Origin of the sequence: Micromonospora sp. NPDC050980, assembly GCF_040653835.1 — a bacterium.
In the GTDB taxonomy this organism is placed as follows: Bacteria; Actinomycetota; Actinomycetes; order Mycobacteriales; family Micromonosporaceae; genus Micromonospora.
Genome location: NZ_JBFAGS010000022.1, coordinates 1 through 23,632, shown reverse-complemented (window position 1 = coordinate 23,632; position 23,632 = coordinate 1). Strand labels below are relative to the sequence as shown.

Genomic DNA, 23,632 nt, shown 5'->3' with positions numbered 1-23,632 from the left:
GGCCCCGCCTTTCACACCAGGCAGGTGACGATGTCGGCGATGGGGCGGCGGCGGCCGGTGTAGAAGGGGATCTCCTCGCGGACGTGCCGGCGCGCCCGCGAGGCCCGCAGGTCCCGCATCAGGTCGACGATCCGGTGCAGCTCGTCGGCCTCGAACGCCAGCATCCACTCGTAGTCGCCCAGCGCGAACGAGGCGACGGTGTTGGCCCGCACGTCCGGGTAGCCCCGCGCCATCTTCCCGTGCTCGGCCAGCAACTCCCGCCGCTCGGCCTCGGGCAGCAGATACCACTCGTAGGAGCGGACGAACGGGTAGACGCAGAGGTAGGCGCGCGGCTGTTCGTCGGCCAGGAACGCCGGGATGTGGCTGCGGTTGAACTCCGCCGGGCGGTGCAGCGCCATCTGCGACCAGACCGGGGTCAGCGCCCGGCCCAGCGTGGTGCGGCGGAACCGCAGGTACGCGTCCTGCAACGCGTCGCTGGACGCCGCGTGCCACCAGATCATCAGGTCGGCGTCGGCGCGCAGCCCGGCCACGTCGTACGTGCCCCGGACGGTCACGTCCTTGCCGGCCAGCTCCGTGAAGAACGACTCGACCTCGTCGACGACGTTGCCCCGCAGCGACGGCAGCGGGCTGCTGGCCCGGTACACCGACCACATGGTGTAGCGGATGGTCTCGTTCAGCTCCCGCAGCCGCGCCGCGTTGGTCTGCTCGGTCATGCTGCCGATCCTTCCAGTGCCGTGATGATCTCTTCGGCCGCCGTCTCGCCGGACCGGACGCAGACCCCGATGCCGACCCCGTCGTAGCCGGCCCCGGCCAGGGCCAGTGTCGGATGGGCGCCGCGCAGCGCCGAGCGGACCGTCGCCACCCGGGCGGCGTGGCCCGGGGTGTATTGGGGCAACGCGCCGCCCCACCGTTGCACGTGCCGCGCCACCGGCTCCGGCAGCGCCGCCCCCAGCGCCGCCGACAGCTCCCGGCGTACGGTGGCGGCCAGGTCGTCGTCGGTGAGCTGGAGCGAGGCCTCGTCGCCGTAGCGGCCCACCGAGGCGCGCACCAGCGCGATCCCGTCGGGTCGGCGCAGGTGCCCCCACTTGGTGGTGAAGAACGTGGCCGCCTTGATCAGCAGGCCCTCCCCGGCCGGGACCAGGAAACCGGACAGCTCCGGCAGCTCCGGGCCGGGCAGCGCGAGCGTGACCAGCGCGACGCTTGCGTAGTCGAGCGCGCCGACGACGTCCGCCACCTCGGCGGCCTCGCCGGCGAGCAGGCGGGCGGCCGGCCGGGCCGGCACCGCAAGCACCACCGCGTCGGCGTCGACGTGCTCGGCGTCGCGGGTCGGTCCGACGGTGAGCCGCCAGCCGGCCGGGGTGCGGCGCAGCTCCCGGACCGCCGCGTCCCGGCGGATCGTCGCCCCGCTGACCTCCGCCGCCGCCTCGACGAGCGTGCTCAGCCCACCGGCCAGGGTGCCGAAGACCGGCGCACCGGGCGCGCGCGGCGCGGCGGCCTGCGCGGCGCGTACCGCACCGACGAGCGTGTGCTCCCGGCGGGCCGCGCGGGCCAGCGCCGGCATGGTGGTGACCAGCGACAGGTCGTCGGCGCGGCCGGCGTAGACGCCGCCGAGCATCGGGTCGACCAGGCGGTCCACCACGGCGTCGCCGAGCCGCTCCCGGACCAGCCGGCCGACCGCCAGGTCCTCCTCCGGGGCCAGCAGCGGGCGGCCCGCGTCGCGGTCGGCGTCCGCCGCCGGCCGGGCCACCGTCGCCACCTTGTCCAGATCCCCGGGTACGCCGACGAGCGTGCCGCCCGGCACCGGGCGCAGCCCGCCGTCGATCAGCAGGGCGGCCTGCCCGACGCTCGGGTGCACGATCCGCGCGCCGAGGTCGAGCCGGCGGGCCAGCGTCACCGCCGCCGACTCCCCGCCGGCCGGGTCGCGCATCAGGAACGACTCGGCCCCGAACTCGACCGGCCCGCCGGCCAGCTCGCCGGTGCGCAGCTTGCCGCCGAGGCGACCGGACTGCTCGTACACGGTGATCTCGGTGCCGGCGGGGGCGCGGTCGCGCAACCGGACCGCGGCGGCCAGCCCGGTGATCCCGCCGCCGACGATCGCCACCCGCCACGGTCGCGCCACGACGCCGCCTAGCGGGCCGGTCGCGCGGACAGCTCGTGCACCAGCGCGACCACCCGGGTCAGCACGTCGGGGTCGGTCTCCGGCAGGACGCCGTGGCCGAGGTTGAACACGTGGCCGGGCGCGGCCCGGCCTTGCTCGACGATCCGCCGCACCTCGGCTTCCACCACCGGCCAGGGCGCGAGCAGCACGGTCGGGTCGAGGTTACCCTGCACCGCCTTGTCCGGCCCGATCCGGCCGGTGGCGACGTCGAGCGGCGTACGCCAGTCGACGCCGACCACGTCCGCGCCGGCCTCGCCCATCGCGGCGAGCAGCTCGCCGGTGCCCACCCCGAAGTGGATCCGCGGCACCCCGGCGCCTTCGAGCCCGCCGAGCACGTGCGACGAGTGGGGCAGCACGAAGCGGCGGTAGTCGGCCTCGGAGAGCGCGCCGGCCCACGAGTCGAAGAGCTGCACCGCGGAGACGCCCGCGTCGATCTGCACCCGCAGGAACGACAGCGTCACCTCGGCCAGCCGGGCGCAGAGCGCGTGCCACAGCTCCTCGTCGCCGTACATCAGCGCCTTGGTCTTCGCGTGGGTCCGCGACGGGCCGCCCTCGACCAGATAGCTGGCCAGCGTGAACGGCGCGCCGGCGAAACCGATAAGCGGGGTGTCGCCCAGCTCGGCGACGAGCAGCCGGACCGCCTCGTCCACGTAGGACACCTCGGCGCGGCCGATCGGGGCGATCCGCTGCACGTCGGCGGCGGTACGCACCGGCTCGGCCACCACCGGGCCGGTGCCGGGCACGATGTCCAGGTCGATCCCGGCCGCCGCCACCGGCACCACGATGTCGCTGAACAGGATCGCCGCGTCCACCCCGTGCCGGCGGACCGGCTGGAGGGTGATCTCGGTGACCAGCTCGGGCCGGCGGCAGGACTCCAGCATCGGCACGGTGGCCCGGATCTCCCGGTATTCCGGCAGCGACCGGCCGGCCTGGCGCATGAACCAGACCGGGGTGTGCGGGACCGGCTCGCGCCGGCAGGCGCGGACGAACGGCGAGTCGGCCGGCCCGCCGCGGCGGGGTGCTCCGTCTCGGGCGGCAGTGCCCGTGGTGTCGGTGGTCATCGCGGCAATCGTGCCACGCCCCCACCGTCCCCCACGCTCACCGCCCGCATTTGTGACGCAGAAGGAAGGGCCCCCGGTTAACGCCTCCGGTAGAGACGGGGCCCTCTCTCACCCGGTGACGCGCCCGGCGCGCCGTCACCCGCCGCGTGCCGGCGGCGGCATAGGCTGCCGGCATGGCCCCCCCGATCGCGCTCCCGGAAACGTTCGCTCGCGCGGTCGCGGGGCTGCGGTCGGCCACACCCCGGCCGGAGATCGTGTTGGAGGAAGTGGGCGCTCCGCAGCGGCTGGCGCCCTACGCGTTCGCCCTCTCCGCCGCCGTCCTGCGCGACGACGACGAGGTGGCGACCGGCCGGCTGATCCTGCTGCACGACCCGGCCGGGCACGAGGCCTGGCAGGGCACGCTGCGGCTGGTCACCTACGTCACCGCCGAGCTGGAGGTCGACCTGGCCAGCGACCCGCTGCTGCCCGGCGTGGGCTGGACCTGGCTGACCGACGCGCTGGACGCGCAGGGCGCCGGGCATCGGGCGATCGGGGGCACCGTCACCCAGACGCTCTCCACCCGCTTCGGCGAGCTGGCCGGGCCGCCCGCCGCCGGCGACATCGAGATCCGCGCCTCCTGGACGCCGCTGCGGGCGGATCTGGGCCCACACCTGCTGGGCTGGTGCACGCTGCTGGCCTCGACGGCCGGCCTGCCGCCACCCGGCGTCACCGCCCTGCCGACCCGCCGCCCCGCCGGCGCCGCCTGACCGCCGCGCCTCCGGCGGCCCGCGAGCAGGCCCCGTCGATCATGAAGTTGGCGACCGTTTCGGAGATCCTCGACGCCGCCAACTTCATGATCAACCAAGAGTACGAACTCAGAGGTAGTTCTCGGCCTCGTCGCAGACCTTGTCCAGGCCCTTGTTGGCCGCCTCGAAGGCCGCCTTGTCCCCGCGCGACGCCGCCGCGATGGCGGTGGTCAGCTTGTCCAGGCAGCTCGCGATGACCTTCTTCTGCCGGGCCTGCTCGTCCCGGTCGTTCTTGGTGCCGGTCAGGTCCTGCTCGGTGTCGGCCAGCCGCTCCTGGATCGTCTTCATCTCGCCCTTGAGCTTCTCGATCTCCCGTTGATTCGCCGAGATGGTGCCGTCCCGCTGGCTCACCTGCCGCTCGGCCCTGTCCAGCTTGCCGTCGGTGGTGACGTAGAGGCCGGTCATCACGCCCCCGAACACGAGGAGCAGCCCGGCGACGAGAGCGAGGATCAGCGTGGTCCGGCTCCGGCCACCACCGGCCGGCGCGCCGTACCCGGCCGGCCCGTAGGGCGTGCCGTCGCCGGGCGGCGCCGCCATCGGCGACGGCCCGTAGCCCGGACCCGACACGGGTGGGGCGGACATCGGCGGCGCCCCGAAGGCGGGGCCGGAGACCGGCGGCGACCCGAAGGCGGGACCCTGGACCGGCGCCGGCCCGTAACCGGGACCCGGGACGGGTGGGGCCGACGTCGGTGGATGACCGGCGCCGGGGCCGGGCGGCGCCGACATCGGCTGCCCCGGCGCGGAGACCGGGGCGGCGCCCGGCGCGTACTGGCCGGGCGCGGCGCTCGGCGCGTACTGGCCGGGCGCGGCGCTCGGCGCGTACTGGCCGGGCACGGGCGGCTGGGGTCGGGTCGGGTCGGGCTGGGCCGGACCGTACGGCGGGGGCGTGGGCGGGCTCCCGTACGGGTTGCCGTAGACCGCGCCGCCCGGCGGCTGGGGCGGGTGGTCACCCGCTCCGCTCGGTGGCTGGGACATGTCGTTCCTCCAGATGTGCTGGTCCCCGCGGGGTGGCCCGATGGGCCGGGGTCGAGGCGGCGCGGCCGGGGCCGCACCGGCCGCGGCGTGCCAGGCGGGCGGGCCGCTGGTCAGCAGAGTTTGAACCGGTCACAGGCGGTCTTGATCGGCACCGCCAGTCCGATGCCCTCGGCGTCGCGGGCCTTGGCCGTGGCGATGCCGACGACCTCCTTCGACCCGTTGATCACCGGGCCGCCGGAGTTGCCCGGATTGATCGGCGCGTCGAACTGGATGACCGGGCCGGAGCCCCCCTCGTCCTTGCGGAACGCGCTCACCACCCCGGTGGTGACGCTGTCCTGCAACCCGAGCGGGGCGCCGACCACCACGATCTGCTGGCCGGACTTGACCGGCGTGCGCGCCGCGACCAGCCCGCCGAACTTCGCGGTGGTACGCAGTTGCGCCAGGTCCTTGTCCTTGTCGGTGGCGACGATGGTCGCCTCGAACCGCTGGTCGGTGCGCTCCAGGAACACCGTGCGCTCGCCGGCGGTGACGACCGACTCCACCACGTGGAAGTTGGTGAGCAGCGTGGTGCCGCCGCCGGACGGGGGCTTGCCGACGGCGAACGCCGTGCCGGTGAACTGGCCGGCCCGCACCCGGAACACGCTGGGCAGCACCGCGCTCGCCACGGCCTCCGGGTTGAAGGCGGCGCCGGCCTGCTTCTCCAGGCTCCCGGCGCGCTGCTCCAGCCCGTCGAGCCGGCGGGCGTCCGCGCCCTGCCCCTCGGCCGTCCGCCGGTCGGCGGCGGCGAGCCGGTCGTCGAGCCGGTGGATCTGGTACGCCTGTACGCCGGTGACCACGGCCAGCACACCGGCCAGTGCCAGCGCCACCGTCGACAGCCGACCGCCGCGGCCGGGCCGATCGGTGCGGGCGCCGAGCGGCGGGGCGGCGAACCCCGGCTGCCCGGGGTCGCGGTGGGGCTGGCCCGGGTAAGCCGGAGCCGGGAATGCCGGGCCGGACACCGGCTGGCCGGGGTACGGGGAGGCGGCGGCCGGAGCGGTCGGGTAGGAGCCGGACTGGGCCGGGTGGGCCGGGCCGAGGGCCGGCGGCGCCGGATACGAGAAACCCGGGGCAGGCGCGTAGGACGGGCCTGCGGCGGGAGCCGCCGCAGGGAACGAGCCCGAGGCGGACCGACCCGGATAGGTCGAACTCGTCGCCGGCTCACCCGGATGCGACGAGCCCGGTGCGAACTGACCCGGGTGGTTCGGGCCGGCCGACGGTGCGCCGGGGTGGGCCGGGCCGGAGCCCGGCTGGGCCGGCACGACCGGCGACGCCGCGCGGGCGGCGGCGTCGTACGACGGACCGGCGGCGTCGTACGACGGACCGGCGGCGTCGGACGACGGACCGGCGGCGTCGGACCGCGCCGGATACGTCGGGCCGACGGCCGCCTGTCTCGGCGGGGCCGTGGGGTGGTGGGCGCCGAACGTCGGGTGCGGCGCCGGCACCGGGTGGCTCGCACCCGGCGGGGCGATGCGCGGCGGCAGCGGCCCCGGCCGGTCGGCCGGTCCGTCGCCGTCCTGCCTCGGCACGCCGTCGCCGCTTCGATAGCCGCCTGCCATGCTCGTTCCGTCCTCCCCGCCGGCTCCGCCGGCGCACCGACCCTGCCCGGTCGCCCCGCGCCGCGCACGGCTCGATGGACCGTACCGGCGGGAACGGGCTTTGTCTCCCCCGTCGTCCGACCCTCTCACCTCCGCGCAACCCGACCCGTTCCGGACACTCGGCGGACATCTGGTGGACACGCGCCGGACCGGCTGCGCGCACCGGATCGTCCGGCCCACTAGGGTTGTCAGGTGACCGACGAACCACCCCTGCGCCGTCGGGCCGCCGAAAGCCGTACGGGAGAGGTGTCCCCGCATCCGTCGTCGGCCGTGCCGGAGCCGGCGGACGCGGGGACCGAGACCGACACGGGCGCAGCCGTCCCGCTGACCGCCCCGCGCGAGGGCACCCCCGCGCCGGTAGCCACCCCGACCGAGCTGGACGAGGTGGTGGCCCGCTTCGCGGCCGGCACCGGCCCGGTGGCCCTGGACGCCGAACGTGCCTCCGGATACCGCTACAGCCAGCGGGCCTACCTGGTGCAGCTGCGCCGCGCCGGCGCCGGCACCGTGCTTGTCGATCCGCTGCCGCTGCCCGACCTGTCCGCCCTCGACGCGGCGATCGCCGAGGCCGAGTGGGTGCTGCACGCCGCCAGCCAGGATCTCGCCTGCCTGGCCGAGCTGGGGCTGCGCCCGCGCCGGCTGTTCGACACGGAACTGGCCGCCCGGCTGGCCGGTTTCGAGCGGGTCGGTCTGGCCGCGCTGACCGAACAGTTGCTCGGCTTCAGCCTGGAGAAGCACCACTCCGCCGCGGACTGGTCCAGCCGGCCGCTGCCGGAGTCCTGGCTGACGTACGCGGCGCTGGACGTCGAGCTGCTGGTGGAGCTGCGCGACGTGCTCGACGAGGAGCTGGACCGGCAGGGCAAGTCCGGCTGGGCGGCGGAGGAGTTCGCCGCGTTGGTACGCGGCGGCGCCCGGCCGCCCCGGGTCCGCGCCGAGCCGTGGCGCCGGACGTCCGGGATCCACCGGGTCCGCGGGGCCCGCGCCCAGGCCCGGGTCCGCTCGCTCTGGTATGCCCGGGACCAGATCGCCTCGCGGCGGGACGCCGCGCCGGGGCGGGTGCTGCCGGACTCGGCCATCGTGGCAGCGGCCGAGCTGGACCCGAAGGACGAGAAGACGCTGCTGACCCTTCCCGGGTTCGGTGGGCGTTCGGTGCGCCGCCTGGCGCGTACCTGGTTGGCGGCGTTGGACGACGCGCGCCAGCTGCCGGACGACGCGCTGCCGGTGAGTCCGGCGGTGGAAGGCCCGCCCCCGCCGCACCGGTGGGCCGAGCGTGACCCGGTGGCGGCGGGCCGGCTGGCCCGCTGCCGGGAGGTGGTGGTCGGCACCGCCGCGGCGCACCGGCTGCCGGCGGAGAACCTGATCACGCCGGACTCGATCCGCCGGTTGGCCTGGCAGCCGCCGGAGGAGATCACCGACGCCACGGTTGCGGAGGCGCTGCGCACGCTGGGCGCCCGGGAGTGGCAGCTCGGGCTGCTCCTGCCGGCGCTCGCCGAGGCGCTGCACGCGCCCGCTCCCTGAGCCCGGCACCGGGCCGGGGTGTGGGGTGGGCCACACGGGGTTTGGTGACGCGGTTGGTTACTGGCGAGTAGCATCCGGGGAAATGGCCAGCGCCGAGGGAGGATCCCAAGTGCCCCGTGAAGTTCGAGATGTCGTCTTCGTCGACGGCGTCCGTACCCCGTTCGGCAAGGCGGGTGGGATGTACGGCAACACCCGCGCCGACGACCTGGTGATCCGCTGTATCCGCGAGCTGATGCGCCGCAACCCGCAGCTGCCGCCGGAGAAGGTGGAGGAGGTGGCCATCGCCGCCACCACCCAGATCGGTGACCAGGGCCTGACCATCGGTCGCACCGCCGCCCTGCTGGCCGGCCTGCCCAAGACCGTGCCCGGCTTCGCCATCGACCGGATGTGCGCCGGCGCGATGACCGCCGTCACCACCGTGGCCTCCGGCATCGCCATGGGCGCCTACGACGTGGCCATCGCCGGCGGCGTCGAGCACATGGGCCGCCACCCGATGGGCGAGGGCGTCGACCCCAACCCGCGGATCGTCGCGGAGAAGCTGGTCGACCCGTCCGCCCTGGTGATGGGCGCGACCGCGGAGAACCTGCACGACCGCGTCCCGCAGGTCACCAAGGAGCGCACCGACGCGTTCGCGCTCGCTTCCCAGCAGAAGACCGCCAAGGCGTACGCCAACGGCAAGCTCCAGGGCGACCTGGTGCCGGTCGCGGTGCGCGACGACGAGGGCGGCTGGGGCCTGGCCACCGTGGACGAGGCGCCCCGGGACACCTCGATGGAGAAGCTGGCCGGGCTGAAGACCCCGTTCCGCCCGCACGGCAAGGTCACCGCGGGCAACGCGGCCGGCCTCAACGACGGCGCCACCGCCGCGCTGCTGGTCGCCGAGGAGACCGCCCGTGAGCTGGGCCTGCCGGTCGGCATGCGGCTGGTGTCGTACGGCTTCGTCGGCGTCGAGCCCGAGGTGATGGGCGTCGGCCCGATCCCGTCGACCGAGAAGGCGCTGCGCATCGCCGGCCTGAGCATCGACGACATCGGCCTGTTCGAGCTGAACGAGGCGTTCGCGGTGCAGGTGCTCGCGTTCCTCGACCACTTCGGCATCGCCGACGACGACCCCCGGGTCAACGCCTGGGGCGGCGCGATCGCCATCGGGCACCCGCTCGCGTCCTCCGGCGTCCGGCTGATGACCCAGCTCGCCCGGCAGTTCGCCGAGCACCCCGAGGTCCGCTACGGCCTCACCGCCATGTGCATCGGCATCGGCATGGGCGGCACCGTGATCTGGGAGAACCCGCACTGGGAGGGCGACAAGTGAAGGCACCGAACGAGGTCGTCACCAAGGCGCTGCTGCGTCAGGTGACAGTGCCGGGGCTGGACCGGCCCGCCGCCCTGATCACCCTGGACAACGGCTTCGACCACACCAAGCCGAACAGCTTCGGCCCGGGCGGGCTGACCAGCCTGGACGAGGCGATCACCGCCGCCCTCGCGGCGAACCCGGCGTTCGTCGCGGTCACCGGCAAGCCGTACATCTTCTGCGTCGGCGCGGACATCACCAGCCTGCCGGCGCTGGAGAACCGCGAGCAGGCGCTGGAGGTCGGCCGGCTCGGTCACCGGGTCTTCGCCCGGCTCAAGGACAGCGACGTGCCGACGTTCGCCTTCGTCAACGGCGCGGCGATGGGCGGCGGCCTGGAGCTGGCGCTGCACTGCCACTACCGGACGCTGTCCGCGGGCGCGGCGGCGCTGGCGCTGCCCGAGGTGTCGCTCGGCCTGGTGCCCGGCTGGGGCGGCACCCAGCTGCTGCCGAACCTGATCGGCATCCCCGCCGCCACCCAGGTGATCCTGCAGAACCCGCTGATGCAGAACAAGATGCTCAAGCCGAAGCAGGCCGCCGAGATGGGCATCGCGGACGTGCTGCTGGAGCCGGCCGACTTCCTGGAGCGGTCCCTCGAATGGGCCGCCGGCGTGGTCCGGGGCGAGGTCACCGTGACCCGTCCCGAGGTCGACAAGGACATGTGGGCGGGCGTGCTCTACTTCGCCCGGCAGACCCTGGACCAGCGGCTGCACGGCGCGGTCCCGGCCGCGTACAAGGCGTTGGACCTGCTGGAGACCGCCAAGGACGCGGACTTCGCCACCGGCACCGCCGCCGAGGACGAGGCGCTCGCCGACCTGGTCTTCTCGGAGGAGTTGCGCAGCGGCCTGTACGCGTTCGACCTGGTGCAGCGGCGGGCCAAGCGGCCGGCCGGCGCGCCGGACAAGGGCCTGGCCCGGCCGGTGACCAAGGTGGGCATCGTCGGCGCCGGCCTGATGGCCAGCCAGCTCGCGCTGCTGTTCGCCCGCCGCCTCCAGGTGCCGGTGGTCATGACCGACCTGGACCAGTCCCGGGTGGACAAGGGCGTCGGCTACGTGCACACCCAGATCGAGAAGGCCGTCAGCAAGGGCCGGATGGACAAGGGCACCGCCGCCAAGCTCTACGGCCTGGTCTCCGGCTCGGTCGACAAGTCCGTGTTCAGCGACGCCGACTTCGTCATCGAGGCGGTCTTCGAGGACCTGGGCGTCAAGAAGCAGGTCTGGGCCGAGCTGGAGAAGATCGTCAAGCCGGAGGCGGTGCTCGCCACCAACACCAGCTCCCTGTCGATCACCGAGATGGCGGCCGACCTGGAGCACCCGGAGCGGGTCGTCGGCTTCCACTTCTTCAACCCGGTCGCGGTGCTGCCGCTGCTGGAGATCGTCCGCGGCGAGCGGACCGACGACGCCACCCTGGCGACCGCGTTCGCGGTGAGCAAGCAGCTCAAGAAGTCGTCGGTGCTGGTGAAGGACGCCCCGGCGTTCGTGGTCAACCGGCTGCTGACCCGCTTCCTGGGCACCGTCTTCGCGGCCGTCGACGCCGGCACCCCGCTGGACGTGGCGAACAGCGCGCTCGACCCGCTGGGCCTGCCGATGCGTCCGCTCGCGCTGCTCCAGCTCGTCGGGCCGGCGGTGGCTTACCACGTGGGCGGGACGCTGCACGCGGCGTTCCCGGACCGGTTCGGCGTCAGCGAGAACCTCAAGCGGATCGCCGACACGGGCCAGCCGATCGTGGTCGACGACCAGATCAACGACGAGGTCGCGAAGCTGCTGGTGGTCGGCGACCAGCCGCTCACCGCCGAGCAGGTGCGGCAGAACGCGCTCGACGCGCTGGCGCAGGAGATCCGGCTCATGCTCGACGAGGGCGTCGTCGCCGAGCCGCAGGACATCGACCTGTGCATGATCCTCGGCGCCGGCTGGCCGTTCCACCTGGGCGGCGTCACGCCGTACCTGGACCGGACCGGGACCTCCGAGCGGGTGACCGGCCGGCGGTTCCTGCCGCGCGGCGTGGCCAGCCTGCGCTGATCCACCCGCCGTCGATCGCGGTGGCCGGGCCGTCCGTCACGGACGGTGCGGCCACCGCGATCGGCGTTCCGGGGCCGGTCACGGACGGGTCCCGGTTCCGTCACCCGGCTCCGGGACGGACAGCGGACCGTCGGTGGTCCTGGCTACCATCACGCGGCCGAAATTCTCACAGGAGCCGCCTTCATGTCCCAGCCGCCGACCAATCCCTACCCCGGCAGCACCCCCACTCCCCCACCGCAGCCCGGGGGCTACCAGCCGCCGCAGTACGGCGGTGACTACCCGTCGGTGCCGCAGCCGCAGTACGGCGGCGCCTACCCGCCGCAGCCGCCGTACGGCGGCGACCAGTTCGGCGCAGCGGTCCCGCCGAAGAAGACGTTCGGGGTCGGCAAGATCCTGCTGATCGTCCTGGCCGTCGTCCTGGTGCTCTGCGTCGGTGGCGGCATCGCCATCTGGGCCGTCGCCGGGGACGACGTCAAGGACGCCGTCAACGCCAGCAGGACCCGGGTGGTCGAGCCCGCGACGTTGGGCGGCCGGCCGAAGGTGACCGCCCCGGCGCTGCAGAACGCCGCCGCGCAGATGAAGTCTGAGCTCGGCAAGGACGTGCCGAACGCGACAAGCACGGCGGGCGCCTTCTACGGCGACCCGGCGAAGAAGGACCTGGTCATGATCGTCGGCGTGTCCGGCATCATCGCCGACCCGAAGAAGGAGATGGCGGACGCCATCACGGCAGCCACCCGGGACCTCGGCGCCAAGGAGTTCAAGACCGTCGACGCCGGCCCGCTCGGCGGCGACGCGAAGTGCGGCGACGGCCGGGCACAGGACGTCCCGGTGGGCGTCTGCGTCTGGGCCGACAAGGGCAGCCTCGGGATGGTGGTGGTCTACTTCAAGAGCGCCGCCGAGTTCCAGTCGGAGTTCGTCACCCTGCGCGGCGAGGTCGAGAAGCGGGACTGAGTCCGCTCGACAGTGCCGGGCCCCCGCCGTCGGCGGGGGCCCGGCGCCGTTTCCGGGTCAGGCCGACGCGGCGCGCTCCGTCGCGCCCCGGCAGACGCAGAACTCGTTGCCCTCCGGGTCGGCGAGCACCACCCAGCCGGTGCCGTCCGGCCGACGCCGGTCGGCGACCAACGCGGCGCCGAGGTCACGCAGCCGCGCGACCTCGGCGTCCCGGGTGCCCTCGGCCGGATGCAGGTCCAGGTGGAACGCGCCCTTGCCGTGCCGCTCACCCACCTCGACGAAGAGCAGGTCGGGGCCGTGCCCGTCGGGCGCGACGAGGACCGCTTCCGGGTCGCCCGGGAAGTCGTCGTCGTGGAGCTTGCGGTCGAGCACCCGGGCCCACCAGGTGGCCAGGGTGTAGGGGTCGTCGGACTCGACGGTGACGCAGTGGATCTGTGCACTCACGGTGCTGCCTCCGATGGGGTGCGCCCCGCGGAGTGCGGAAGGTCAGCGGGGAACGCGGGGCGCGGGATCGTTACGAACGGACATCACCACACCCCCTTCCCCTTCTCGACTGACGGCACGATCTTGCCACCGCCGCCGTCCCCCGGCAAGGGTGTTAAAAGGGGGCCCCTCCTCTACCGGAAACGTTAAGAAGGGGCCCCTCCTTACATCACGGGCCGAGGAAGAGCGCCTTCGCGCGCCAGTCGACGCCGTCGACGGACGGGCCGCTGCGGACGGTGAACGTCGCCGCCGGCGCGCCGCCGGCCCAGTCGGTGGCGGACAGGTCACCGGTGCTCCGGTTGACCTTGTAGAGCGTGTTGCCGGCGACGAAGACCGCTCCGGCGTCGGCGAGACCGCCGGAGCCGGCCACCGTGAACCGGTCCGCGCCGACCGTGCCGCTGTCCGGGGTGAACCAGCGCCAGAACAGGCCGTTCTGCCCGGAGAGCGTGTAGTAGAGCCGACCACCGGAGAGGAACATGCCGGTCACGTTCGGGATCTCGGCGTAGAAGCCGGTGGTCACCCCGACGTACGTCTGCCCGGCCGGGCCGGAGTCGGTCTCCACCGTGTCCCAGTAGGCGTCGTGGTAGGGGTCGACAAGCTCCGGGACGCCGAACGTGGTCCCGTCGAAGGTCCGCCGCCACAGCGCGTCGTTCATCCCGTAGAACAGCGTGCCACCGACCCAGAACGCGCCGCGCGCGGTGGACCAGGCGGTGTCGTCCGGGTTCGCCACCGGGCTCGCCGCGCCGATCGCGCTCGCCCCGTCGTAGGAGCGGGCCTGCACCTCGTCGCCGGTGCCGGCGGGCGGCGGGCCGGTCTTGACGATCTCGATGCCGTTGACGAGCGGGTTCTCCACCACATGCTGGAATTCGAGGTCGATGGTGCCGTCGCTGACCACCGTGAACTCCCGCATGGTGCCCACGTTGTGCCCGACGCTGCCGGACAGGTCGAGGTCGTCGAGGACGACTGTGCCCTCCAGCGCCACGTCGAAGACGCGCTTGCCGGCGGTGCCGGTGCCGTCGTACCGGTTGGCCAGGTAGAGCCGCACCTGCACCTCGGTCCCGGCGGGCACCGGGAACTGCCAGGTCATCTCCGGGACGCCGGCCCCGTCGTACCGTTCGGTGCTGTAGAGCGCGGCCGGCGTGCCGGCCGGCACCGTCGCGTCCAGGGCGCCGACGGCGGTGAAGCCCGACGCGGAGCTGCCGCTGTTGTGGTACGGGCTGGGGTTGCCGCCGTCGTCGACCGCCCAGTCCGGCCCGCCGTCGGTGGCGGCCACCGCCGCGCCGCCCGCGTTCACCCGGTACAGCACGTTCGTCGGCTTCGGCACGCCGGCCTGGTAGACCGTGCCGGGCAGGGTGGCCGTGGTGGTCGGGTGCGGCGCGACGCCGCCGGCCAGCGGGAAGAACGCGATCCGCTCGCGGCGGTACTGGAAGTTGCCGATCCACGAGGTGTCCCCGCCGACCCAGAGCCCGGACGGGGTGACCAGCATCTCGGAGGCCCCGATGCCGCGCGGGTGTCGGCCCGGGTTCCAGGACAGCGGCAGGCCGTTGCGCGGGTCGAGGGCGGCGATGCTGGCCCGGCCGACCGCGCCGGCCCGGGCGTTGTCGCGGCCGGCGGTGTTGTTCAGCCAGCGGAAGTGGCCGCCCACGTAGACCGCCTGCTCGCTGACCGCGACCGACAGGAACGTGTCGCCGCCGGTGTAGTCGATCCAGGTCGGCTGCGCGTCGGCGTCGGTCGTGCCGCCTTCCCACCGGGCGGCGGCGTCGCAGAGCGTGCCGCTGTACGGCGAGCCGGTGGTGACCACCACGAAGTAGCTGCCGTCCGGCGCGTACGCGATGTCGCGCATGTAGGAGTCGAACGCCTGCCACTTGCAGCGGGGCGTGTAGCGGCTGGTGTTCCAGTCGGCCACGGTGGCGGCGATGGCGCCCAGGTCGAGCTGGACGATCTGGTCGTGCAGCACCCCGTCGGCCTGCTTGAAGTTGCCGATCACCACGAGCCGGGTGCCGTCCGGGGAGGCGGCCATCCTCTCCACCCCGACGCCGGCGTTGGAGCCGCTGACGCCGTCGTAGTTGTGGTGCTCGGTGAGCGCGGTGGTGAGGTAGTCGTCCACCGCGCCGGTGGTGGCGTCGAGCGAGGCCAGCCCGCCGCGCGGGTTGGCGGCACCGGCGGCGGTGAAGATGCCGCCGACCAGCAGCCGGTCGCCGACCACCGCGATGTCGTTGACCAGCCCGTTGAACGGCGGTGGGGCGAAGGTGGTGACCAGCGCCCCGGTGGCGACGTCGAGCAGCGCCACCTTGCGCCGGGTCACCCCGTTGACGGTGTTGAACTTGCCGGCGACGAAGACGGTGCCGGCGGTCGGGCCGGCCGCCACCGCGTACACCTCGTTGTCGACTGTCGGCGCGAACGCCGGGTCGACGGCGCCGGTGGCCTTGTCGAAGGCGAGCAGGTAGTTGCGGGGGATGTCGGTGTCGGAGTTGCGGTTCTGCACGGTGGTGAACGAGCCGGCCACGATGATCTTCGTGCCGGCGTCGTGGATCGCGTCGACGGTGCCGTCCATGATGTCCGGCGAGGTGGTGGCGGGGATGGCCTTGACCACTGTGGTGTGGTCCGGTGCGGCGCCGGCGGGGGCGGCCGGGGCCAGGCCGGCCGCGGTGAGCGCGACGGCGGCGAGGACCGCGAGGGCGCGGCGGCGCGGGGCCGAGGGGTGGGTCACGGGCAGCTCCGTAGGATCGACGTTGAGGCGTGTCGCTCCGCTCACCCTGGGCCACGACCGCACCGCCGTCCAGCGCCGCGCCAGCTTTCTGACCGACCACCGCACCGCCGCGGCCCGACCACCCGCCGCGCCGGCCGGGACAGCCGGGCCGGGCCGCACGAACAGGTGGCCCCGAAGGTACGGCCGGACGGGCGCGGATCGGCGGTCAGGTGGCCGCCGGCGGGTCGGCCGACGGAAGCGTGACAGTCACCTCCAGGCCGCCGCCGGGCTGGGCGACCGCCTTCACCGTGCCGCCGTGCGCGTCGCAGACCGCCCGCACGATCGACAGGCCGAGGCCGGAGCCGCGGGCGCCGGTGCGTTCCTGCCCGCCGCGCCGGAACGGCTCGAACAGCCCGGGCACCTCCGCCGGGGCGACCTCGAAACCGGTGTTGCCCACCACCAGCCAGGACCGCTGCCCGTCGGTGCCGGTGCGCACCCACATCCGGCCGTGCAGGTGGTTGTAGCGGACCGCGTTCTCCACCAGGTTGCCGGCCAGCCGGTCGAGCAGCCCCGGGTCGCCGACCACCGGCGCCGGACGCAGCGACGTGTGCACCTTCAGGCCGATCCGCTCCACCTCGCGGGCCACCGCGGAGAGCGCGTTCGCGGTGCCGACGGCGAGGTCGCTCTCGGCGCGCCGGGCCAGCCGCCGGCCGGTTTGCGCCTCGCTGCGGGCGAGCACCAGCAGCGCGTCGACGAGCCCGTTGGCCCGCTCGGACGCCTCCCGCACCACGCCGGCCATCCGGCGGTACTCGGCCAGGTCCGCGTCGTCGTCGCTGAGCGTCACGTCGATCTCGGTACGCATCACCGCGAGCGGCGTGCGCAGCTCGTGCGAGGCGTTCGCGACGAACCGTTTCTGCGCCTCGAACGCGGCGGTGATCCGGTCGAGCATCGCGTCGAACGTCTCGGCCAGCTCGGCCACCTCGTCGTCCGCGCCGGACCAGCCGATCCGCTCGTCGAGCGTGGTCTCGCCGAGCCGGCGGGCGGTGGCGGTGACCTGGTGCAGCGGGCGCAGCGCCCGGCCGGCCACCAGGTACGCCCCGGCCACCCCGACGACGCTTATCGCCAGCAACGCCAGCAGCCCCTTGACCAGCAGCTCCCGTGACGCGGCGTCGACCAGTTGCCGCTGCCACTGCCCGGCGTCGAGGGTGCGACCGCCGGTGAGCACGACAGTGGTGCCGGGCAGCAGCTCGTCGGTGGGGCGCAGCGCGTCGCGGACCAGCAGCCAGGCCAGCAGCACCAGGATCGCCCCGGCGCCGACCAGGAGCACGCCGTTGAGCAGGGTCAACCGCAGGCGCAGCGTCGGCCGGACCCGCCGGGCGCCCATCAGGCGGGCTCACCGACGCGATAGCCGGCCCCGACCACGGTGTCGATCAACGGCGGGTCGCCGAGCTTCTTGCGCAGGGTCATCACGGTGACCCGGACGATCGTGGTGAACGGGTCGGTGTTGGCGTCCCAGACCCGTTCCAGCAGTTCCTCGCTGGACACCACCGCGCCGCGCGCCTTGAGCAGCTCGGCGAGCACCCCGAACTCCTTGTTGGTCAGGTCGAGCGGCACGCCGGCCCGGGTCACCACCCGCCGGGCCGGGTCGAGTTCCAGGTCGGCCACCGCCAGCACCGGCGGCGCGGCCGGGGTGGCCCGGCGGCCCAGCGCCTGCACCCGGGCCACCAGCTCGTCGAAGGCGAACGGCTTGGCCAGGTAGTCGTCGGCGCCGAGCTGCAACCCCTCGACCCGGTCGGCGACGGTCCCGCTCGCGGTCAGCATGAGGACCCGGGTCAGCGCGCCGGAGGCAGCCAGGTCGGCGCAGATCCGGTCGCCGTGCACGCCGGGCAGGTCCCGGTCCAGGATCACCACGTCGTAGCGGGTGACGAACGCCGCCTCGTGCCCGGCGTCGCCGTCGTAGGCGACGTCCACCGCCATCCCGCGCTTGCGCAGCCCCCGCGCGATCGCGTCGGCGAGGTTGCGCTCGTCCTCGACCACAAGTACCCGCATCCCGGCCTCCCGCCTCGTGACCTCCCACAACCTAGTGCCGGCGGACAACCGGCCGGCACGCGGCGGGCGTTGCAAAGAACCTTCGGGTAGGCGATGCTCGCCGGCAAGGATCGACAACCACCCGCGGCCGTCCGGCCCGGGCCGAGCCGAGCGGAGCCCCGATGACCGCCGTCGCCCCCGGCCGGGACGTCGCGTACCGCCGTTTCCGCTTCCCCGCCGACCGGGACCGGGGCCGTGCCGACGGGCTCCGGGCCGCACCGGGCGGGCTGGCCCCGGACGCGGCGGCCGGTCGGCTCGCGCACACCGACCCGCACTCCGGGAGCACCGCCGACTACGCGGCCGGGACCTGGACCTCCCCGGTGGCGCCGGTCGGCTTCGCCGTCACCGAACTGGTGCCCTCGTGGACCGCCGACACGCCACCGGGCTGCTGGCTGTCGGTGGAGTTGCGCGGCTGGGACGCCGACGCCGCCACCACCGGCTGGTACACGCTGGGCCGCTGGGCGGCCGACGACAGCGCGGTGCGCCGCGCGTCGGTGCCCGGGCAGTCCGACGCGCACGGCCGGGTGGCCGCGGACACGCTGCGGGTGACCGGTGCGACGGTGACCGGCTGGCAGGTTCGGGTGACGTTGTTCCGCCGCGCCGACGCCCCGGCCGGGCCGGTGCTGCGCACGGTCGGTGTCCTCGCCTCCGCCGATCCCGCCGGACCCGGTCCCGCCGCGCCGCCCCCGGACCGCTCCCCGGCCTGGGGGCGGGTGTTGGACGTGCCGCGCTACGCGCAGCGACTGCACGCCGGCGGGGAGACCCGCTGGGGTGGCGGCGGTGACTCCTGGTGCAGCCCCACCTGCGTGTCGATGGTGCTCGACTTCTGGCACGCCGGCCCCACCCCGGACCGGTACGCCTGGGTGGACCCGCCCGGCCCCCGCCCGGCCGTGGTGCACGCCGCCCGGCACTGCTACGACCACGCGTACGGCGGGGCGGGGAACTGGCCGTTCAACACCGCGTACGCGGCGACGCACGGGGTGGACGCCTTCGTCACCCGGCTCCGCTCGCTGGCCGAGGCGGAACGGTTCGTGGCCGCCGGCATCCCGCTCGTCGTCTCGGCGGCGTTCACCAGCGGGCAGGTGCCCGGCCTGGACTACGACACCCGGGGGCACCTGATCGTGCTGGCCGGCTTCACCGCCGACGGCGACCCGGTGCTCAACGACCCGTACGCCCTCCACGACGGGCGGGTCCGCCGGGTCGTGCCCCGCGCGCCGTTCGAGGCGGCCTGGCAGGCGGGCAGCGGTGGGATCGCGTACGTGTTGCGGCCGGAGTCGGTGCCGCTGCCCCGGGCGCCGGAGCAGGCCAACTGGTGATCACCGGTCGACCGGCCAGACCGCCAGCCCGCCGGCCGGGCGCAGGCACACCAGCGCCTCGTTCGTGTCCGCGCACTCGTCCCAGGAGCCGGGCAGGACCGCCCGGATCCGTGCCTGTCCGGCCGGCACGTCCAGCGCGCCGACGAGCGTCCGGTCACCGGTGAGGCGACGCAGCCCGAGCAGCCCGAGCGGCGTGCCGTCGTCCCGGCCGGTGAGGCGCCACCGGCCGAGCCGGGCCAGCACCCGCCCGGTCGCCGGGTCGAGCGCCGACAGGTCCAGCTCCGGGCCGTCCCCCGCCGTGGCGGCGACCAGCCGACCGCCGAGCGCAGCGAGCCCGAGCCACCGCTCGTCCGTCCAGGCGGGGCGGCCGGTGGCGGGATCGAGGGCCGCCACCCCGCCGAGCTGGTCGCGCTGACAGATCAGGCCGGCGCAGTCGGTGTACCAGGTGCCGGCGCTCGGATCCACCGGCACCGTCCAGCGCCGGTCCAACCGGTCCAGCCCGTATGCGGTGACCGCGCCGGCGCCGTCGTCGACAAGCAGCAGATCGCCGACGACCTGCGCGAACCGGTGGGCGACGCCGTCCGAGGCGGACGACATCCGGCCGACGCGCACCCGTGCGCCCGAGTCGGCGTCGTGCACGGCGACCCGGCCGTCCGGCTCGACCAGCACGAGCTGCGTCACCCCCCGGATGTCCCGCCGGTACGTCACCCCCTGCGCCGGCACCGACAGCGACCAGCGCACCGCGCCGGAGGCCGGGTCGACGGCCCGCACGCTGCCCGTCCCGCCCGGGCGGGGGTTCTCCACCAGCACCCCGCCGGACGCGGTCGGGATCGGATAGCCGGCCTGCCGCCAGCGCACCGCGCCGGTCGCCGGGTCGAGCAGCGTGGCGAGCGTGTCACCGACACCCGTCGGGCTGCTGGTGACCAGCAGCCCGCCGGCCGCGCCGGTGAGCCCCAGCACCTGGTCGCCGGCGGGCAGCGTGAACCGCCACGCCGGCTCCCCGCCGGGCAGCCGGAAGGCGCTGACCTCCCGACCACCCCGGTGCGCCGCGCCGGGCCCGTCGGCCACCACCAGCCGGCCCGCCAGCGCCACGAAGACGGCCCCCTTCGGCGCGGGCACCCGGGCCGGCTCCGGCCGCCGGGTCGGTCCCGCCGCCGCGCCGAGCGTGAGCAGCAGGCAGCCGAGCGCCACCGTGCGGACGGCCCGCCCCGGCGGTCGCCGGGGCGGCGCGGGCAGCGGCTCGTCGGCGTCCTCGGCGTGCCGCATCTCGCCCAGGTCGATCACCGGGCTCACGGCAGCCGCCGCACGGTGAAGTCGCCGCCGGGCTCCCGGCAGACCAACAGCGTCGTGCCGGCGGTGCAGTCGGTGCCGGTCAGCACGTCCCGCACCACGGGCGGGCGGCCCGACAGGTCCGGTTCGGCGAGCAGGGCCCGGCCCGCGCCCAGCGGCCGGGTCAGGAGCAGCGGGCCGGCCGCCTCGCCCTGCGGCACGACGTCCCAGTCGCCGAGTTCGGCGACCAGCCGGCCGTCCGCCTCGTTCAGCACCGACAGGCCCTCGGCGCCGCTGCGGCCGGCGGCGACCAGCAGCCGGCCGGCCGCGGACCCGAGCACCTGCGTCCACAGGTCGCTGGACCAGCGCACCGCCCCGGTGGCCGGGTCGAGCGCCCACATCCCGGCGGTGCCCCGGGTGGCGCAGAGCAGCGCCCCGCACCGCCGGAGGTAGCTGACCTGCGGCAGCTCGGCGGTCCAGCGCAACCGCAGCGTGTCCAACTCGTACGCGTTCACCGTCGCGCCGGCCCCCAGGATCTCCAGGAGCAGCCCGTCAGCGCTCTGCATCGCCCGCGCGCCGGGCGGGCCCTGCGGATGCAGGTCGCGGGCGACCAGTCGGGCCCCGCTCACGGCGTCCAGCACCACCGTCTCGCCCGAGTTCGGCACCAGCAGGATCCGGTCCACCCCGGACGGTCCGTAGCTGAACTGCACGTTCTGGTGCGGGGCCACGGGCGCGGTCCAGAGGGTACGCCCGTCGGCCGGCGCCAGCCGGCGGACCGCCGTCGACGTCGACCCGCCGACCGGCCGCAGCAGCAGCGCCGCACCGGCCGGGAACGCCACCCCGGGTTGCCGCCAGCGCAGCGCCCCGGTGCCGGCGTCGAACGCCACCGTCTCCCACTCCTCGCCGGCGCCGGCCCGCCCCACGGTCAGCACCCGCCCGCCCTGCTCCCACACCCCGACGCCGTCACCCGCACCGGGCATCGCGGCCCGCCACAGTCGGCGGCCCTCGTGGTACGCGACGACGTCCCGGCCCACCCGGTGCGCGGCCGGTCGCACCACGTACACCCGGTCGCCGGAGAGGAACGCGGCGGCCCCGGAGCCACCGGGGATCCGGCGCGGCGCGGGGCGCTGCGGCGGCGCCGCGGCGGCGAGCGTGACGAGCGCCACCAGCAGCACCACCGCGCTGCGGAACGGCCGGCCCACGGCGCGCGGCGGCCGGAGCGGCGCACCGGGCGCCGGGGCGTCGTCGCGCAGCTCACCCAGGTCGATGACGGCCACGACCACCCCCTTCCCGTGCCGTCCCACCGGCCGGCCGTGGCCGGAGGCGGGGCCGCGTCGCCTGTACGATGGCCCGTCGTGGCCGTGCCGGTGGTGGACCCTCCTCTGAACCCCTCGTCCGTCGAGGTGGACGCCGACGTGGCGGATCCGCCGCGCCGGCCCCGTCGCCGACCGGCTCGCGTCGACGTGCTGGCCATCGGAGCCTATGCGCTGCTCGGCGTTCTCGTCTGCCTCAACTACTGGGGCGACGTGCAGCACCGGGTGTCCTCGCACCTGCCCACCGACCACAGTTGGTTCGAGTGGCTGTTCGCGCACGGCGCGTACTCGGTGCGTCACCTGGAGAATCCACTGTTCACCGCCCGGCAGAACGCGCCGGACGGGGTGAACATGATGGCGAACACCTCGCTGCTCGGGGTGACGCTGCCGCTGGCGCCGCTGACCATGCTGCTCGGCCCGCAGGTGATGTACGCGCTCTATCTGGGCGCGGCGTTGTCGGCGACCGCCGCCACGTCCTACTGGGTGCTCTCGAAGCATCTGGTCCGCTCCCGCGCGGCGGCGTTCGTCGGAGGCGCGTTCCTCGGCTTCGCGCCGGGCATCGTGCACCACGCCAACGGGCAGCCCAACTTCGTGTCGAACTTCCTGCTGCCGCTGATCGTGGCCCGGGTGTTGCGCCTGGGCGAGCCGGGCCGGTGGCGGCGCAACGGCCTGGCGCTCGGGCTGCTGGTGGCGTACCAGATCTTCATCAACGAGGAGATGCTGCTGCTCACCGCGCTGGCCTGCCTGGTCGTCGTGGTGGCGTACGCGGTGCAGCGCCCCCGGGCGGCGCGGGAGCGGGCCGGCGCGTTCCTGGCCGCGGGCGGGTTCGGCGGCGCGGTGGCGCTGCTGCTCACCGCGTACCCGATCTGGTTCCAGTTCAACGGCCCGCAGTCCTACCGGGGGTTGCAGGGCGGGGTCTTCCACAACTGGGGCGAGGACCTGATGGCCTTCGTCACGTTCGCCCGGGACACCGTGGCCGGGGACGAGGCGGTGGAGAAGACCATCGGCCTGACCGAGCAGAACACCTGGTTCGGCTGGCCGCTGGTGCTTGTCGCGCTGGGCGCGCTGGTGCTGCTGGTGCGCCGGTCGGTGCCGGCCCGGATCCTGGCCGTGCTCGTGGTGCTCTTCACCATCGCCTCGATCGGGCCGGTGGTGCGCTTCGACGGCGCGGAGACCGACGTGGCGGGGCCGTGGGCGTACGTGCCGGACGACCTGCCGCTGGTCGAGATGATGATGCCGACCCGGTTGAGCCTGGTGGTGGTCGCCGCGGTCGGCGTGCTGCTGGCGCTGGCCTGGGACACGCTGGCCCGCGCCGGCCGCCCCCCGGTGCCCGCCCCCCGCCCCGGCGACCACGACGCCGACGTCGACCCGACCGGGCCGGACGCCGGCCGCTCCGCGACGAACCGGCGGCGGGCGCTGCGCCTGGCCGGGTACGCCGCGATCGTCGCCGCGCTGCTGCCGCTGTTCCCGCGCCCGCTGCCGGCGCAGCACATCGACCCGCCGCCGCACTTCATCACCGCCGGCGGTTGGCGGCCGTACGTGCCGGCCGGACGGACGCTGGTGCCGGTGCCGATCCCGAGCAACGTGCACGGCCTGCCGACCCTGCGCTGGAGCGCGCTGACCGGGCAGGAGTTCCCCATCCCGGCCGGCTACTTCATCGGCCCGAACGCCGCCGGCGAGGGCGTCTTCGGTGCGCCGAACCGCCCGACCAGCACGCTGATCTACGCCACCATGGACGCTGGCGAGGTCCCCGAGATCACTGCGGAGAACCGCCGGCAGGCGCTGGCGGACCTGCGCTTCTGGCGGGCGTCGGTGGTGGTGCTCGGCGCGAACCCGCGCGAGGCGGTGCTGCGCGACCTGATGACCGCGCTGCTGGGCCCCCCGCAGCGAATCGACGACGTCTGGCTCTGGGACGTCCGCGACCGCGTGTAAGGAGGGGCCCCCTGTTATTGAGGGGTAGGGCAAATGTGCCGTGGTCATTGGGCGGCGTAGCGGACTTCGGGTTTGCCGAAGAAGGCTTTCACCGTGGCTGGCTGGT

At 74.9% G+C, this 23,632-nt stretch carries 18 protein-coding genes; 7 read left to right on the top strand and 11 right to left on the bottom strand.

Features of this window, described 5'->3' with window-relative positions; translation table 11 throughout:
- Positions 1-11: 11 nt before the first annotated feature.
- Genes hemQ through hemE form a run of 3 tightly spaced genes read right to left on the bottom strand, consistent with a single transcriptional unit; the run spans position 12 to position 3,219 of the window.
- Positions 12-713 (bottom strand): hydrogen peroxide-dependent heme synthase, encoded by a 702-nt coding sequence (gene hemQ / locus AB0H28_RS25115; RefSeq protein ID WP_358044833.1) that lies wholly within the window; start codon positions 711-713, stop codon positions 12-14.
- A complete protein-coding gene (hemG, locus tag AB0H28_RS25110; RefSeq protein ID WP_358044830.1) occupies positions 710-2,119 on the bottom strand; it encodes a protoporphyrinogen oxidase in 1,410 nt (469 codons plus the stop codon). The genes hemQ and hemG overlap by 4 nt, the downstream gene beginning before the upstream one ends.
- A gap of 8 nt (positions 2,120-2,127) precedes the next feature.
- Entirely contained in the window at positions 2,128-3,219 is a 1,092-nt protein-coding gene (hemE, locus tag AB0H28_RS25105; RefSeq protein WP_358044827.1) for a uroporphyrinogen decarboxylase, read from the bottom strand.
- 173 nt (positions 3,220-3,392) lie between these two features.
- On the opposite strand from hemE, the gene AB0H28_RS25100 reads away from it, so the two are divergent.
- Positions 3,393-3,965, top strand: coding sequence for a DUF3000 domain-containing protein (locus tag AB0H28_RS25100; protein ID WP_358044824.1), 573 nt, complete (start codon positions 3,393-3,395; stop codon positions 3,963-3,965).
- A 108-nt stretch (positions 3,966-4,073) separates the two neighbouring features.
- Here AB0H28_RS25100 and AB0H28_RS25095 read toward each other — a convergent pair whose 3' ends face one another.
- Together AB0H28_RS25095 and AB0H28_RS25090 are read right to left on the bottom strand one after the other, a co-directional pair.
- Positions 4,074-4,979, bottom strand: coding sequence for a hypothetical protein (locus AB0H28_RS25095; RefSeq protein WP_358044821.1), 906 nt, complete (start codon positions 4,977-4,979; stop codon positions 4,074-4,076).
- A 110-nt stretch (positions 4,980-5,089) separates the two neighbouring features.
- Positions 5,090-6,574 (bottom strand): trypsin-like peptidase domain-containing protein, encoded by a 1,485-nt coding sequence (locus AB0H28_RS25090; protein ID WP_358044818.1) that lies wholly within the window; start codon positions 6,572-6,574, stop codon positions 5,090-5,092.
- A 231-nt stretch (positions 6,575-6,805) separates the two neighbouring features.
- On the opposite strand from AB0H28_RS25090, the gene AB0H28_RS25085 reads away from it, so the two are divergent.
- From AB0H28_RS25085 to AB0H28_RS25070, 4 genes are all read left to right on the top strand, one after another.
- Positions 6,806-8,128: a ribonuclease D gene (locus AB0H28_RS25085; protein ID WP_358044815.1), complete on the top strand. Its 1,323-nt coding sequence runs from the start codon at positions 6,806-6,808 to the stop codon at positions 8,126-8,128.
- Between the two features lie 109 nt (positions 8,129-8,237).
- Complete coding sequence (locus AB0H28_RS25080) at positions 8,238-9,431, top strand: thiolase family protein (RefSeq protein ID WP_358044812.1); 1,194 nt, start codon at positions 8,238-8,240, stop codon at positions 9,429-9,431.
- On the top strand, positions 9,428-11,485 hold the full coding sequence (locus AB0H28_RS25075) for a 3-hydroxyacyl-CoA dehydrogenase NAD-binding domain-containing protein (RefSeq protein ID WP_358044810.1): 2,058 nt from the start codon (positions 9,428-9,430) through the stop codon (positions 11,483-11,485). Before AB0H28_RS25080 ends, AB0H28_RS25075 begins: the two co-directional genes overlap by 4 nt.
- Positions 11,486-11,668: 183 nt before the next feature.
- On the top strand, positions 11,669-12,436 hold the full coding sequence (locus AB0H28_RS25070; protein WP_358044807.1) for a hypothetical protein: 768 nt from the start codon (positions 11,669-11,671) through the stop codon (positions 12,434-12,436).
- Positions 12,437-12,493: 57 nt separating this feature from the next.
- Here the strand turns inward: AB0H28_RS25070 and AB0H28_RS25065 are convergent, their stop codons facing one another.
- The 4 genes from AB0H28_RS25065 to AB0H28_RS25050 all read right to left on the bottom strand — a co-directional run bounded on the left by AB0H28_RS25065 (position 12,494) and on the right by AB0H28_RS25050 (position 17,657).
- Positions 12,494-12,880: a VOC family protein gene (locus tag AB0H28_RS25065; RefSeq protein ID WP_358044804.1), complete on the bottom strand. Its 387-nt coding sequence runs from the start codon at positions 12,878-12,880 to the stop codon at positions 12,494-12,496.
- Between the two features lie 208 nt (positions 12,881-13,088).
- Complete coding sequence (locus AB0H28_RS25060; protein WP_358044801.1) at positions 13,089-15,629, bottom strand: malectin domain-containing carbohydrate-binding protein; 2,541 nt, start codon at positions 15,627-15,629, stop codon at positions 13,089-13,091.
- 205 nt (positions 15,630-15,834) lie between these two features.
- Positions 15,835-16,995 (bottom strand): HAMP domain-containing sensor histidine kinase, encoded by a 1,161-nt coding sequence (locus AB0H28_RS25055; RefSeq protein WP_358044975.1) that lies wholly within the window; start codon positions 16,993-16,995, stop codon positions 15,835-15,837.
- Positions 16,992-17,657, bottom strand: a complete 666-nt coding sequence (locus AB0H28_RS25050; RefSeq protein WP_358044798.1) for a response regulator transcription factor — start codon at positions 17,655-17,657, stop codon at positions 16,992-16,994. Before AB0H28_RS25050 ends, AB0H28_RS25055 begins: the two co-directional genes overlap by 4 nt.
- Positions 17,658-17,818: 161 nt before the next feature.
- Here AB0H28_RS25050 and AB0H28_RS25045 point away from each other — a divergent pair, with 161 nt between their 5' ends.
- The gene (locus AB0H28_RS25045) at positions 17,819-19,012 is read left to right on the top strand and encodes a peptidase C39 family protein (RefSeq protein ID WP_358044795.1); all 1,194 of its coding nucleotides are present in this window, start codon (positions 17,819-17,821) and stop codon (positions 19,010-19,012) included.
- Here AB0H28_RS25045 and AB0H28_RS25040 read toward each other — a convergent pair whose 3' ends face one another.
- A complete protein-coding gene (locus tag AB0H28_RS25040) occupies positions 19,013-20,305 on the bottom strand; it encodes a PQQ-binding-like beta-propeller repeat protein (protein ID WP_358044792.1) in 1,293 nt (430 codons plus the stop codon).
- Positions 20,302-21,558, bottom strand: a complete 1,257-nt coding sequence (locus tag AB0H28_RS25035) for a PQQ-binding-like beta-propeller repeat protein (protein WP_358044790.1) — start codon at positions 21,556-21,558, stop codon at positions 20,302-20,304. Before AB0H28_RS25035 ends, AB0H28_RS25040 begins: the two co-directional genes overlap by 4 nt.
- Before the next feature lie 105 nt (positions 21,559-21,663).
- On the opposite strand from AB0H28_RS25035, the gene AB0H28_RS25030 reads away from it, so the two are divergent.
- Complete coding sequence (locus tag AB0H28_RS25030; protein ID WP_358044973.1) at positions 21,664-23,526, top strand: hypothetical protein; 1,863 nt, start codon at positions 21,664-21,666, stop codon at positions 23,524-23,526.
- Positions 23,527-23,632 lie beyond the last annotated feature (106 nt).

What these genes read in the sequence shown, in the direction of transcription:
- AB0H28_RS25070 (WP_358044807.1), top strand. Translation starts at nt 11,669, where the DNA reads ATGTCCCAGCCGCCGACCAATCCCTACCCCGGCAGCACCCCCACTCCC.
- AB0H28_RS25100 (WP_358044824.1), top strand. Translation starts at nt 3,393, where the DNA reads ATGGCCCCCCCGATCGCGCTCCCGGAAACGTTCGCTCGCGCGGTCGCG.
- AB0H28_RS25090 (WP_358044818.1), bottom strand. Translation starts at nt 6,574, where the DNA reads ATGGCAGGCGGCTATCGAAGCGGCGACGGCGTGCCGAGGCAGGACGGC.
- AB0H28_RS25050 (WP_358044798.1), bottom strand. Translation starts at nt 17,657, where the DNA reads ATGCGGGTACTTGTGGTCGAGGACGAGCGCAACCTCGCCGACGCGATC.
- AB0H28_RS25095 (WP_358044821.1), bottom strand. Translation starts at nt 4,979, where the DNA reads ATGTCCCAGCCACCGAGCGGAGCGGGTGACCACCCGCCCCAGCCGCCG.
- hemQ (WP_358044833.1), bottom strand. Translation starts at nt 713, where the DNA reads ATGACCGAGCAGACCAACGCGGCGCGGCTGCGGGAGCTGAACGAGACC.
- AB0H28_RS25045 (WP_358044795.1), top strand. Translation starts at nt 17,819, where the DNA reads ATGACCGCCGTCGCCCCCGGCCGGGACGTCGCGTACCGCCGTTTCCGC.
- hemE (WP_358044827.1), bottom strand. Translation starts at nt 3,219, where the DNA reads ATGACCACCGACACCACGGGCACTGCCGCCCGAGACGGAGCACCCCGC.